The sequence below is a fragment of the Microbacterium sp. NPDC088619 genome, from assembly GCF_044752825.1.
Taxonomy (GTDB): Bacteria; Actinomycetota; Actinomycetes; order Actinomycetales; family Microbacteriaceae; genus Microbacterium.
The window spans coordinates 2667628-2680725 of the sequence record NZ_JBIVLZ010000001.1 but is presented as its reverse complement, the minus strand read 5'-3'; the positions used below and the strand labels follow the sequence as shown (position 1 = coordinate 2680725).

The 13098-nt window shown below is 68.3% G+C and carries 13 protein-coding genes; 2 read left to right on the top strand and 11 right to left on the bottom strand.

Annotated elements, in window-relative coordinates:
* Positions 1-45: 45 nt before the first annotated feature.
* Both ACIP5T_RS12945 and ACIP5T_RS12940 read right to left on the bottom strand, forming a co-directional pair.
* Entirely contained in the window at positions 46-333 is a 288-nt protein-coding gene (locus ACIP5T_RS12945; protein WP_042541574.1) for an HU family DNA-binding protein, read from the bottom strand.
* A 230-nt stretch (positions 334-563) separates the two neighbouring features.
* Positions 564-1172, bottom strand: a complete 609-nt coding sequence (locus tag ACIP5T_RS12940; RefSeq protein ID WP_400863780.1) for a TetR/AcrR family transcriptional regulator — start codon at positions 1170-1172, stop codon at positions 564-566.
* A gap of 148 nt (positions 1173-1320) precedes the next feature.
* Between ACIP5T_RS12940 and ACIP5T_RS12935 the strand changes: the two genes are divergently transcribed.
* Positions 1321-2145 (top strand): alpha/beta hydrolase, encoded by an 825-nt coding sequence (locus ACIP5T_RS12935; RefSeq protein WP_400863778.1) that lies wholly within the window; start codon positions 1321-1323, stop codon positions 2143-2145.
* A gap of 272 nt (positions 2146-2417) precedes the next feature.
* On the opposite strand, the gene ACIP5T_RS12930 is transcribed toward ACIP5T_RS12935, so the two are convergent.
* The 9 genes from ACIP5T_RS12930 to ACIP5T_RS12890 all read right to left on the bottom strand — a co-directional run bounded on the left by ACIP5T_RS12930 (position 2418) and on the right by ACIP5T_RS12890 (position 11942).
* On the bottom strand, positions 2418-3083 hold the full coding sequence (locus ACIP5T_RS12930; RefSeq protein WP_400863775.1) for an endonuclease domain-containing protein: 666 nt from the start codon (positions 3081-3083) through the stop codon (positions 2418-2420).
* Between the two features lie 527 nt (positions 3084-3610).
* Positions 3611-3916 carry a 30S ribosomal protein S14 gene (gene rpsN / locus ACIP5T_RS12925; RefSeq protein ID WP_042540535.1) on the bottom strand — a complete coding sequence of 102 codons (306 nt, stop codon included), beginning with the start codon at positions 3914-3916 and terminating at the stop codon, positions 3611-3613.
* 3 nt (positions 3917-3919) lie between these two features.
* On the bottom strand, positions 3920-4090 hold the full coding sequence (rpmG, locus tag ACIP5T_RS12920) for a 50S ribosomal protein L33 (protein ID WP_017203558.1): 171 nt from the start codon (positions 4088-4090) through the stop codon (positions 3920-3922).
* A complete protein-coding gene (gene rpmB / locus ACIP5T_RS12915; RefSeq protein WP_042540533.1) occupies positions 4090-4326 on the bottom strand; it encodes a 50S ribosomal protein L28 in 237 nt (78 codons plus the stop codon). The genes rpmG and rpmB overlap by 1 nt, the downstream gene beginning before the upstream one ends.
* A gap of 161 nt (positions 4327-4487) precedes the next feature.
* On the bottom strand, positions 4488-6608 hold the full coding sequence (locus ACIP5T_RS12910; RefSeq protein ID WP_400863772.1) for an alpha-galactosidase: 2121 nt from the start codon (positions 6606-6608) through the stop codon (positions 4488-4490).
* 72 nt (positions 6609-6680) lie between these two features.
* Entirely contained in the window at positions 6681-8015 is a 1335-nt protein-coding gene (locus ACIP5T_RS12905; RefSeq protein ID WP_400863770.1) for an ABC transporter substrate-binding protein, read from the bottom strand.
* Between the two features lie 89 nt (positions 8016-8104).
* On the bottom strand, positions 8105-9010 hold the full coding sequence (locus ACIP5T_RS12900) for a carbohydrate ABC transporter permease (protein ID WP_400863768.1): 906 nt from the start codon (positions 9008-9010) through the stop codon (positions 8105-8107).
* On the bottom strand, positions 9007-9936 hold the full coding sequence (locus tag ACIP5T_RS12895; protein WP_042540527.1) for a carbohydrate ABC transporter permease: 930 nt from the start codon (positions 9934-9936) through the stop codon (positions 9007-9009). Before ACIP5T_RS12895 ends, ACIP5T_RS12900 begins: the two co-directional genes overlap by 4 nt.
* A complete protein-coding gene (locus ACIP5T_RS12890) occupies positions 9933-11942 on the bottom strand; it encodes a beta-galactosidase (RefSeq protein ID WP_400863764.1) in 2010 nt (669 codons plus the stop codon). The genes ACIP5T_RS12895 and ACIP5T_RS12890 overlap by 4 nt, the downstream gene beginning before the upstream one ends.
* Positions 11943-12082: 140 nt before the next feature.
* Here ACIP5T_RS12890 and ACIP5T_RS12885 point away from each other — a divergent pair, with 140 nt between their 5' ends.
* Positions 12083-13093, top strand: coding sequence for a LacI family DNA-binding transcriptional regulator (locus tag ACIP5T_RS12885; RefSeq protein ID WP_400863762.1), 1011 nt, complete (start codon positions 12083-12085; stop codon positions 13091-13093).
* Positions 13094-13098 lie beyond the last annotated feature (5 nt).

Genomic DNA, 13098 nt, shown 5'->3' with positions numbered 1-13098 from the left:
GGCCGCCCCCGACGGATCGGGAGCGGCCTTCGAAGAGGTGCAGTCTTACTTGACGGCAGCCTTGAGCTTGGAACCAGCGGTCACCTTGACGCGGTGGCCGGCCGGGATCTTGATCTCGGCGCCGGTCTGCGGGTTGCGGCCCGTGCGAGCTGCGGTTGCGACCTGCTCGAACGAGATCCAGCCCGGGATCGAGACCTTGCTGCCCTTGGCAACAGCGTCGGAGACCGAGGAGAACAGCGCGTCGAGGACACCCGAGACGGTGGCCTGGCTCTGGCCGGTGGCAGAAGCGATGCTCGCGACGAGCTCGGTCTTGGTGATGGACTTGTCAGCCATGTCATCCTCCAGCGACGAGGTTCCCGTCGCATCGTTGGTGTTCGAAGGGCGACTGCCCTCCGTTGGTCGAGTGACCGCCTTGAATGTACCAACCACCGCCCACATTTCCGCGTCATTTCGCGGGTTTTGGGGTTTTGGGCGGCGTGTCGTGGTGCAGAAGTGACGAATGTGACTCGTGTGGCGTCCGACCGAGTCAGGCGGACAGCCGCGGGAATCCGCTGAAAAGCCGCTCAGCTGCGGCGGTGAGAGGCGATCACCGCGCGGGCGGTGCGCGCGAAGGCCGGCGTGACGCGCTCGTCTCCATCGAGGTAGCCGCCGACGAGCGCTGCATCCCGCAGGAGGACGAGGGATGCCGCGACATCAGCGGGGCGCTCGAGACCCGCCTGCTCGGCGACGGCCTGCAGGGTGAAGCGGAACCACTCCCGGTGCTCATCGATCAGCACACGGACGGCACCGTCGGCATCCGGATACTCCGCAGCTGCGTTGATGAACGGGCAGCCCCGCGTGTGCCGGAGGCGGATGTCGGCGGCGATGCCCTCGATCACCGCGTCGACCAGCTGCGCCGGATCCGTGACCTCCGCTCCTGCCTGGGCGAACAGCGCCCGGAGCATCTCGTCTTCGTTGCGCAGGTACGCGAGGACCAGATTCTCCTTGCCGCCGAACTGCTTGTAGAGCGTGGCCCTGGTGACCCCGGCCTCATCGATGATGCGATCGACGCCGACCGCGTGGATCCCCTCTTCATAGAAGAGCCTGGTCGCGCTGTCGATCAGTCGGGTGCGGGCGGCGCTCGGACGCTTCGGTGCGTCGGCGGTCGTCGTGGTGCGAGTCGTGGTGTTCATGGTGATCCCTCTCATCGTGTCATCCGGATCGAGCAATCCGGACCGCGACTTCGGATTTTCGGGAATAGGTTGCGGTAGATAGAACGTTCGGTCTACTATCACCCTAACGCACTCGCATACGGCGGGGGCAGGGACAGGAGAAGAAACCATGAACAGCACCGAGAAGCTCCCGATCGTCCTGATCCACGGACTCTGGATGACGCCGAAGAGCTGGAGCACGTGGGCCGAGCGCTTCCGCGCCCAGGGCCACGAGGTGATCATCCCCGGGTGGCCCGGCATCGACGACCGCTCGGTCGAAGACATCCGCCGCGATCCGTCGGCACTCGAGGGCGTCGGCCTGAAGCAGATCGCCGACCACTACGAGCGCATCATCCGCACCCTCCCGGTGAAACCGATCATCATGGGCCATTCGTTCGGCGGGGTGCTCACGCAGATGCTCGCCGACCGCGGACTCGGTGCCGCCTACGTGGGCGTCGCCCCCGGACAGACCGCCGGCGTCACCGCCCTCCCCCTCTCGACCCTCTGGACCGGAACGCCGATCCTCTCCAACCCCTTCGGGCGCAACGGCGCCAAGCCGCTGTCGAAGCGCCACTTCCACTTCACGTTCGGCAACGACCTCTCGCGCGCGGCATCCGATGCCCTCTGGGAGGAGTACGCCGTGAACTCCTACAACCGGGTCTTCTTCGAAGGCGTGACCTCGGTGCTCAATGAGAAGGGCGGAGTCACCCACGTCGACTACGCACGCGCCGACCGCGCCCCGCTGCTGCTGATCGCCGGTCAGATCGACCACGTGGTGCCGCCGACCATCGTCCGCGCGATCGAGAAGAAGTATCGCTCCACCGGCAGCCCCGCCATCGTGGACTACAAGGAGTATGCCGGCCGCACCCACCGCCTCGTCAGCCAGGACGGCTGGGAGGAGATCGCCGACTACGCCCTCACCTGGGCGGTGGCGCACGCGACAGCATCCGTCTGATGCGCGGGGGGCCGCATCCCCTCGCACCGCCTCCCCTCGCACTGACTCCCCTCGTCGCACCGCGCCCCCTCGCGCTGCACCCCCTCGCACTGCACCCCCTCGCACCGCGCCCCCTCGCACTGACTCCCCTCGTCGCACCGCGCCCCCTCGCGCTGCACCCCTCGCACTGCACCCCGTTAGGCGGACATGTCCGTGTTGGGCGGATTCCTGGGCCGGGATCCTCCTCCCCACAGGGCAATCTCCGCCCGACGGGGCGCGCCCGAGTCGCCGAGTCACGCCGCAACGTGAAGGCGCTGAGCGATGGCGGTCAGGATCCTGTTCTGCACGGCAGGCCATTCGTTGATGAGCTGGTGGTAGCTGATCCGCATCACGTGATAGCCGCGCACCGTGAGCTCTGCATCATGTTCGATGTCGCTCGACCGCTGGGGCCCGACGTGATGCCCGCCGTCGATCTGAATGACGAGTCGGTCTCCCACCAGGAAGTCGACGTGATGCCCGAACACCCAGACCTGCGGGGTGATCGGCACATCGAGCCATCGGAGCCTCGTGCGGAAGACCGTCTCGGTTCCTGCATCCGCGAAGGGTCGCGCATCCTCCAGCAGCCTTCTCGCCGCAGGCGGTAGCGGAGCCCTTGAGAGGACATCCACATCGACCAGGCGCTGTCGAAGCGCGGACTCCCACGTCGCGAGCGCGTCCTCGTGCGACTGGCAGCGGGCGACGAGAACCAGCGCGTTCTCGACGGAATCCTCGAGCCGATCGGGATCGCGCGGGAAGAGCGGACTGCTCCAGTGCACAACGCCGCGGACGGTGTTCGCGTGACCCGACTTCGCCGGTGCTGCCACGTGCGGCTCACCGGTCGACGTGACCCACAGACCCTTCCGTTTGGCCAACGTGATGCAGCTGAGCACGACGCCGCGCTTGGCAGCCGCAAGGAGCATCGGATCAGCATCACGGAGTGCCACCCAACCTCGGCACACCGAGATGACCGCCCCACTCCGGACGGCTCGCTTCACGTCGTACTCCGTGGCTCCTGATCGGCGCAGCGTTCGGATTCGGGCGATTCCTTGCCGCTCGGCCAGTGCGGGTACGACATCCATCCGTCGATCATGCCCAGCCCGCGGCATCCTCCGTGGCCGCTGCGTGGTGAGATCCCACCGGAAGGGGGGAACATCAAGATTGCGCCGCATGTGCAGGAGCACCCGTCCGGCGGAGAACACGTCGTCGGGAGGAGAACACCCCGTAGGGCGGAAGATGCTGCGCCAGAAGTCCGCCCCACAAGGAGAAGTCCGCCCCACGGGGCGCTGCGGATGCGGGGAGCGGATGCGGGAGCGGATGCGGGAGCGGATGCCGGGAGCGGATGCGGGGACGGCGCTGCGAAGGAGCGGATACCGCGGCATACCCCCGAACACAGCGAAAGGGGCGAGGATCCGAAGATCCTCGCCCCTTCAGGCTTGTCTGCTGAGACTTACCAGCTGGACTTGGTGACACCGGGCAGCTCGCCACGGTGTGCCATGTCACGGAAGCGGACGCGCGAGACGCCGAACTTCGTGAGGACACCGCGGGGGCGGCCGTCGATGACGTCGCGCGAACGCACGCGAGCCGGCGACGCGTTGCGCGGCAGCTTCTGCAGGCCGACGCGTGCGGCCTCGCGGGCCTCGTCGGTGGCGTTCGGGTCGACGAGGGTCTTCTTCAGCTCGGCGCGACGCTCTGCGTAACGCTCGACGATGACCTTGCGCTGCTCGTTGCGAGCGATCTTGCTCTTCTTAGCCATTGATCAACGCTCCTCTCGGAATTCGACGTGCTGACGGATGACCGGGTCGTACTTCTTGAGCACGAGGCGGTCGGGGGTGTTGCGGCGGTTCTTCTTGGTCACGTACGTGTAGCCCGTACCTGCCGTCGAACGCAGCTTGATGATCGGACGTACGTCCTGAGCCTTCTTGGCCATTAGAGCTTCACACCCTTCGCCTGGAGGTCCTTGACCACGTTCTCGATGCCACGGACATCGATCACCTTGATGCCCTTGGCGGACACGTTGAGCGTGATCTTACGACCGAGCGAAGCGACGAAATAGGTCTTCTTCTGCACGTTCGGGTCGAAGCGGCGCTTCGTCCGGCGGTGCGAGTGCGAGACGTTGTGACCGAAGCCGGGAACAGCTCCGGTCACCTGGCACACTGCTGCCATGATGGTGACTCCTTCTATACCGTGAGGCCGGACGGCCTCACCCAAGATCCCTTGTCTGCGCGCCACCCCGCACCGCCGATTTCTCGGCCGAAGAAGGGGGAGCACGCGAACTACGCACAGGAGTGTGCGCAGACAAAGAGTCAGTTTAGCACGGGCATGGCTCAGATTCGCACAGCCTCGAGCAGCAGCGCAGCGCCGGGAGCCAGCAGCGGCAGTGGCACTCCGACCGACTCGAAGAACGCTCCCGTGGCCTGGATCCCGGCATCCGTCCATCCGGGGCCTGCCACCTGATGGCGCGACACCGCACCGAGGTCCTCCCGCACGCGCAGCCGATACCGCTCCCCCGCCTGCAGCCCGGGAATACGGGTGCGCGGAGTGAAGCCGTCGACCGACGCGCCCAGCCGCACCCAGGCGAACACGCCCCGCGAACCGTCGGCCGCGACGACGCCGTGCAGCAGGGTCTCGTCGTCGACTTCATCGCTGCGCACCGTGACACCCGAGTGCAGCAGCGGCCGAAGCTCGCGATACAGCGCGGTCCAGCGAGCCAGCGCCGCGCGCTCGTCGTGGGTGCATCCGGTGATGTCCCACTCGATGCCGGCGTGGCCGAACAGCGCGGTCGTCATGCGGAACGGCAGGGATGCCGCGCGGTGCGTGGTCTCGGCGATCGGCGGACCCACGTGCGATCCGACGAGCTCGGGCGGCACGAGCGTGCCCGTCCAGCGCTGGATGCGCTGACGCTCGACCGGGTCGTTGGAGTCCGAGGCCCACACGCGCTGCGTGCGCTGCAGCACCCCGAGGTCGACCCGGGCGCCGCCGCTCGCACACGATTCGATCTCCAGCGACGGATGCCGTTCGTGCAGCGCGTCGAGCAGCGCGTAGAAGGCGGTGGTCTGCGCATGCACCGATGCGCGGCCCGTGTGCGGCGACACCGCCGCGTGCAGGTCCCGGTTGTGGTCCCACTTGATGAAGTCGATGCCGACCTCGGAGACCAGGGCATCGAGGCGCTCGAGCAGGTAGGCAGCGGCATCCGGGTTCGCGAGGTCGAGCACCTTCTGGTGCCGCCAGGTGGGCGAGTCGGGAGACGCCTGCAGCACCCAGTCCGGATGCTGCGCGGCGAGGTCGGACACCGGGTTGACCATCTCCGGCTCGAACCAGAGCCCGAACTGCATGCCGAGTCCGTGCACGTGCTCGGCGAGCGGTCGCAGGCCGTCGGGCCACTTGGCGTCGTCGATGAACCAGTCCCCCAGGCCCGACCGGTCATCGGGTCGGCCGCGGAACCAGCCGTCGTCGAGCACGAAGCGCTCGACGCCGACGGAGGCCGCGGCCTCGGCGAGCGCGATGATCTTCGCCGGGTCGTGGTCGAAGTACACCGCCTCCCACGTGTTGAGCACGAGCGGGCGCGGCGTCGTGGGGTGCGCGGAGAACGCGCGCACGGTCTGATGCAGACGGGCGGACACCGAGTCGAGGCCGCTCTCGCCGTAGGTGAGGAACACCCGAGGCGACACGTAGGTCTCACCGGCCGCGAGCCGGATCTCTCCGGGCAGCAGCAGCTCTCCCCCACCGAGCACGGCCCCGTGCACGCCGGCGCCTTCGGGCAGCCGCTCGACGCCGACCTCGAGGTCGCCGCTCCACGCGACGTGCGCGGTCCACAGTTCGCCCCGACGGAAGCCGAACCCGTCGGTGCCGACCGCGGTCAGGTAGGGCGCGTCATGCCCGCCACGGCCGCGGCGAACCTGACGCAGGTGCGCTCCGTGGCGCAGAGCGCCCCGTTGCGGGTGACGCTCGCCGGTCCAGCGTCCGGTGTGATCGAGCACCTCGGTCGCGTGGGCAGGAACAGGCAGCAGGATGCGCGCGGCCAGCAGATCCAGCGGCCCAGCACCGTCAGCGGTGCTCGTCACCGATACCTGCGCGGTCAGCACGCCGAAGGGATCCAGGTCGAGCTCGAGCACCACGGATGCACCGGCAGCGGCATCTGCGAACTCTGCCCGCAGCGATGTCGCCGTCGCCTCCCACCCGACCGACCGCAGCAACGGGGCGCTGTGCAGGCCCCCGCGATGCCAGGCGAGAGCCGGGGCACCCGACCACCCGTCGGCCTCGACGGCCAGCAGCGGGAAGGTGCGCGGCGCGTCGAACGAGCTGAACGTGACCGAGCCGGTCGACGAGGCCGAGAGCGCATCGAGATCGGCGGCGTCGAGCGTCGCGCCCCAGTGCAGCAGGCGCGCCGTGGTCGTGTCGATGACGACGCTCACGCCGCCGGAGGTCAGATGGACGAGTTCGCTCATTGCTGCTCCAGACGGATCACAGACGAAAAGGGAGGCCCGCCCGTGAGCATACGGGCGGGCCTCCGGGAGGTGTTACTCCTTGACGGGGATCGACGCGGCCTTGAGCGCGTCGACGGTCGCCGTCTGGCCCTTCTCGATCGCGTCGAGCAGCGTGCCGCTGCCCGAGACCGCGGCCTTGAACCCATCGGACACGTCCGAGTAGGTCTGGGTCATGGTCGGGCCCCACGCGAAGTCGGGCGAGACCTGGGTGGCGGCGTCGGCGAAGACGTCGTAGATCTTCTGTCCGCCGTAGAACTCCACGCCCTCGGCGTAGACCGGGAGCTCGAGGCCGGCGGTGGTGGCCGGGTAGAGGTTGGCCGCCTCGGCGAGCGCGGTCAGCGCCTCATCCGACGTGTTGAGCCAGAGCGCGAACTTCGTCGCCTCGTAGAGGTGCTCGCTGCCCTTGAGGACCGCGGTCGACGAGCCGCCCCAGTTGCCGGCGGCGGATCCGCCCTCTTCCCACTGCGGGAGGGGTGCGACAGCCCAGTTGCCCGCCGTGTCGGGCGCGCCGCTCGAGATCGAGTTGGCGCCCCAGACGGCGGAGTTCCAGGTCCAGACCTGACCGGAGTTGTAGGCGTTGTTCCACTCGTCGGTCCAGGCGGGAACCGTCGCGACGAGGTCGTCGTCGAGCATGCTCTGCCAGAAGTCCGCGACCGTGGTGGTGGCGTCATCGGCCAGCGAGACCGTCCAGCCCTCGTCGTCGCTCGAGAACCACTGAGCGCCGTCCTGCCACGCGAAGCCCGCGAACTGGTTGATGTCCGACTGCGAGAAGTTGGTGATGTATCCGCCGAGGTCGCGGATCTTCACGGCGGCCTCACGGTACTCGTCCCACGTGGTGGGGATCTCGATGCCGTTCTGCTCGAACAGGTCGGCGCGGTAGAACAGCCCCATGGGGCCGGTGTCCTGCGGCACGCCGTAGACACCCTCGGTGCCCAGCGTCACCTGACCCCAGGCCCAGTCGACGAACTGGTCTTCTGCGGCCACGACGTCCTCGCAGGCGCTGAGGTCTTCGAGGCCGTCCTGCACCAGGAAGTTCGGCAGCGCGTCGTACTCGATCTGGCCGAGGTCGGGAGCGTCGCCCGCCTTGATCTGGTTGAAGAAGTTCTGGTAGGTGCCGCCGTTGCCGTTGGGGCCGGTCTGCACGTCGACCTGGATCTCGGGGTTGGCGTCGTTCCAGATCTTCACGACGTCTTCGATGCCGGGGATCCAGGAGGTGAACTCGAGCGTGACGTCTCCGTCGGCCGGGGTGCACGAGGCTGCGGCGTCGCCGCCGGTGCCTGAGCTGTCTCCGCCGGATGCCGAGCAACCGGCGAGCGCGAACGCCGAGATGGCGATGACAGCGGCTGCCTTCATCTTCGAATGCTGCATTTCGATCCTTTCGTGGATGCGATGGGGGTGGTGCGGGTGTGTGGTGCGGGTGGTGCGGAGCCGTCCGGTCGGTCCGGTCGGCTGCCTGCTCACTTCAGGGCGCCGGCGCCCAGTCCGTTGCGCCAGAAGCGCTGGAGCAGGAGGAAGGTGACGATCAGCGGGATGACCGACAGCAGAGCGCCGATCAGCACGAGACCGCGGAGTTCTGGCAGCTGGTTCAGCTGGTTGTTCCAGTTGTAGAGACCGAAGACGACCGGGAAGAGGTCTTCGGATCGGAGCATGATCATCGGCAGGAAGAAGTTGTTCCAGATGGCCACGAACTGGAAGAGGAACATCGTCACCAGCGCCGGGGTCATCAGGCGGATGCTGACGGTGAAGAACGTGCGGATCTCACCCGCGCCGTCGAGTCGACTCGCCTCGAGCAGTTCGTCGGGCACGGAGGAGGCGGCGAAGATCCGCGCCAGGTAGACCCCGAACGGACTCACGATCGAGGGCAGGAAGACCGACCAGAACGTGTTGGTCAGCTGCGCCTGGCTGAAGATCAGGAACAGGGGCAGCGCGAGCGCGGTGGCGGGCACGAGCACCCCGCCGAGCACGATGTCGAACATCAGGTCGCGGCCCGGGAACCGGTACTTCGCCAGGGCGTAGCCGGCCATGGCGGCGAGGAGCGTCGCGATGGCCCCGCCGAGTGCCGCATAGAGCACCGAGTTCATCAGCCAGCGCAGGTACACGCCGTCGCGGTAGGCGAACAGCTCGGCGATGTTGTCGAGCAGATGGAAGTCGGCGAACCACAGTGGAGCGGTGGTCAGGATGTCACCGGTCTCCTTGCTCGACGCGACGAGCAGCCACCACAGCGGCAGCAGGAAGTAGACCGTGAACACGGCCATGATCAGCATGGCGCCGGTGCGGGAGATGCCCGATTCGCGAGGGCCCTTGCCCCGTGGGGCCTTTTCGCGCGAGCCCCGACCGGGGGCGACGATCGTCATGGTGCTCATGCGTTCTGCTCCTTGCGCTGCATGTACTTCATGAATCCGAACGACAGCACGAAGGTCGTCACGGCGAGCACAACTGAGAAGGCGGCCGCCAGATTGGTGTTCGGGATGGATGCCGTGGCGTACACGGTCATGTTCGGGGTGAACGTGCTCGTCACCGCCGAGCTGAACGACCGGAAGACCTGGGGCTCGGCGAGCAGCTGCAGCGTGCCGATGATCGAGAAGATCGCGGTCATCACGATCGCCGGGCGAACCAGCGGGATCTTGATCGACCACGCGATGCGCCACTGACCGGCGCCGTCGAGGATCGCCGCCTCATACAGCTCCTGCGGGATCGACAGCAGCGCCGAGTAGATGATCAGCATGTTGTAGCCGACGTAGACCCAGGTGACGACGTTCGCGATCGACCACAGCACGAGGTCGGCGCCGAGGAAGTCGATGTTCTTCGTGATGGCGGTGAACGGCGACAGGTTGGGCGAGAACAGCGAGCCCCACATGATCGCGGCGATGACGCCCGGCACCGCGTACGGCACGAAGAACGCGAGGCGGAAGAAGCGCTTGCCCCGCACGAGCGGCGAATCGAGCAGCAGCGCGAACAGCAGGGCGAGGCCGAGCATGACCGGCACCTGCACGACGCCGAAGGTCAGCATCCGCCCCATCGAGCTCCAGAACGCCTCGTTCTGGAAGACGAGCACGTACTGGGCGAAGCCGCCGAACACCTGCTCGGCCTTGCCGAACGTGCCGTCACGCTCGACCACGAGCAGCGACTGCCAGAACGCGTACGCGATCGGCACGACGTAGAACAGCGCGAACAGCACGCCGAAGGGCACGATGAGGAACGCGATGGCGCCCTTGTGCGGAATCCGTCGGCGGCGGCCCGGCGCTCGGGGCGCTGAGGCGACCGCCGGAGCGGTGAGCGTGGTGGTCATACATCCTCCTTGATGATGCGGACCGCCCCGGCCGGCACGAGTCCGGTGGAGGGGGCGTCGGTGACGAGGTCATGGCCCGTGGCCGCGATCTCGACATCGGTCGATCCGTGGTTGATGACGAACAGGAACGAACCGGCGTCGCCGGTGCGGCGCACGATCTCGACGTCGCGGTCGGCGCCGGGTGTCGGGGCGACTCCCGCCGATGCGGCGAGCTGCGCGACCAGTCGGCGGTAGTCGTCGCGGGCGGGCTGTGTCCCCAGGAACCAGGCCTCGCCGGCACCCGCCGCGCGGCGGGTGATCGCGGGTCGGCCGGCGGCGGGCCCATCGACGAACGAGGCGACGACCTCGGCATCCGTCGTCTTGAGCCGTTCGCTCCAGATCGTGCCCGTCGTGCCGTCGCTGAGGGTGACGGACTCGTCTGGGCGGAGCGGTGCGAACTCCTCCGACCGGATCCCGAGCAGCTCGCGGAACGCTCCGGGGTAGCCGCCGGTGCGCACCCGGTCTTGCTCGTCGACGATGCCGCTGTAGAAGGTGATGAGAGCCGTGGCACCGTTCTCGACCGCGCGGGCGATCGCCGCAGCATCCGCATCGCTGATGAGGTGCAGGGCGGGCACGATCAGCAGACGGTAGCCGTCGAGCTCTGCGCCCGGGCGCACGACATCGGTGGTGATGCCGGCATCCGCCAGCGCCGCGTGGGCGGCATGCACCTGGCCGAGGTAGGTGAGCGCCTCGCTCGGCCGACCCTCGTTCTCGGTGGCCCACCAGCTGTCCCAGGAGAAGAACAGTGCGGCGTCGGCGGCGACGCGGGTGCCCGCGACCTCGCCGAGACGCTCGAGCAGCGCGCCGAGCTCGACGACCTCGCGCCACTGGTCGGAGTCCTCGCCCGCATGCGGCACGAGGGCCGTGTGGTACTTCTCCGCGCCCTGGGTCGACGCGCGCCACTGGAAGAAGCAGATGCCGTCGGCGCCGCGGGCGATGTGCGCGGCGATGTTGCGCTGCATCTCGCCCGGGGCCTTGGCGAGGTTGTACGGCTGCCAGTTCACGGCGCCGGTCGAGGTCTCCATGAGCAGCCAGGGTGCGCCCTGCGCGAGGCCGCGGGTGAGGTCGGCGGCGAACGAGAGCTCGCCTCGTGCATCGTCGAGGCGGCGGTCGAGGTAGTGATCGTTGGCGATCAGGTCCATGTCCCCCGCCCACGTCCAGTAGTCGAGGTTGCGGATGTGCGCGGTGACCATGAAGTTGGTCGTGACCGGCAGATCGCTGCGATCGCGCAGGATCGCAGCCTCGGCACGGTAGAGCGAGAGCTGCTCGTCGGAGCTGAAGCGCTGGAAGTCGAGGATCTGACCGGGATTCCGCAGCGACAGGGCCTGGGCGGGCACGCGCACGTCGTCGAAGTCGCTGTACCGCTGGCTCCAGAACGTGGTGCCCCACGCGCGGTTCAGCGCCTCGATGTCGGCGTAGCGCTCACGCAGCCAGCCGCGGAACGCCTCGGCGCTCGTGTCGCAGTAGCAGAGCGCGTTGTGGCAGCCCAGCTCGTTCGACACGTGCCAGAGCGACACGGCGGGGTGGTCGCCGTAGCGTTCGACGACGCGGGTGACGACCTCGGCGGCGTAGGCGCGGAAGACGGGCGAGCTCGGGCAGTAGCCCTGGCGGCCGCCCTGGTGGAAGACGGTGCCGTCCTCGCCGACCGGGAGGATCTCGGGATGCTGCGCGGTGACCCAGGGCGCGGGAGAAGCGGTGCCGGTGCCGAGGTTGATGCGGATGCCACCCTCGTGCAGCAGCGCGATGATCTCGTCGAGCGCGGTGAAGTCCCACACGCCCTCTGCGGGGTTGATCGACGACCAGCCGAAGATGTTGATCGCCACGAGTCCGACGCCGGCCTGCTGCATGAGCCGCACGTCGTCGGGCCAGACGCTGCGGTCCCACTGCTCGGGGTTGTAGTCGCATCCGAAGACGAGGCCGCGCCCTGCGGAGAGGGTGGCGATGCGGTCGGACACAGCGGCGGCCATCGGTGACGCTCCTTTGCGGATCATGTGTGCACGTGCACAGCTCGTGTCACGAAGACGACGACCGGGATTTCTGTGAACGTGCACACATCGTCGCACGACGTGGCGAATCCCGTCAAGTCGCGGTCGCTAGGCTGTCGATCATGAGTACTTCCGCCCGCCGTCGCAGCACCGTGCACGATGTCGCGCGCGTCGCCGGAGTCTCCAGGGGAACCGTCAGCCGCGTGATCAACGGCGGCTACGTGTCGGACGCCGCGCGCACCGCGATCGAAGAGGCGATCCGCGAGGTCGGCTACGTGCCGAACACCGCCGCCCAGAACCTCGTGCGACAGCGCACCCAGGCCATCGCGTTCATCGTGCACGAGCCGCACGCGCTGTTCCTCGAAGACCCCAACATCGGCGCGATCATGCTCGGCACGAACGAGACTCTCTCCGAGGCGGACTACCAGATGGTCTGCCTCGTGGTCGACTCGGTGCGAGACACCGAACGCGTCGCGCGATACCTCAACGGCGGGTTCGTCGACGGCGCTGTGATCGTCTCGGCCCGAGCGCAGGATCCGATCACCAAGGCCGTGATGCGACTCGACCTGCCTGTCGCCTACGTCGGCCACCCACCCGACGTCGATGCCGCCTGGGTCGGCGTCGACAACCGCGGCGCCGCGCAGGCCGTCACCTCACGTCTGCTGGCGACCGGTCGCACGAGGGTCGGCATGATCGCCGCCGCCCTCGACCGAGACTCGGGCACCGACCGCCTGGCGGGCTTCACCGAGGCTCTCGGCGACGCCTTCGACCCCGACCTCGTCGAAGAGGTGCCGCTGTACTCCTACGCCGACGGCGCCGCGGCGATGACGCGTCTGCTCGACCGCGCCCCCGACATCGACGGTGTCTTCGCCGCATCCGACGCGGTCGCGGCCGGCGCGATGTGGGCGCTCCGCGAAGCCGGACGCCGTGTGCCCGACGACGTGGGCGTCGTGGGCTTCGACAACAGCAGCTGGGCGACGCGCACCACGCCGCTGCTCTCGACCGTCGACCAGCCGGCCGAAGGGCTGGGTGCCGCGGCCGCGGCATCCGTCCTCGCGCAGCTGCGGGACGATCAGCGCCCGCGCGAGGGCATCATGCTGCCGACGCCGGTGGTGTGGAGAGACTCGGCCTGACCCGG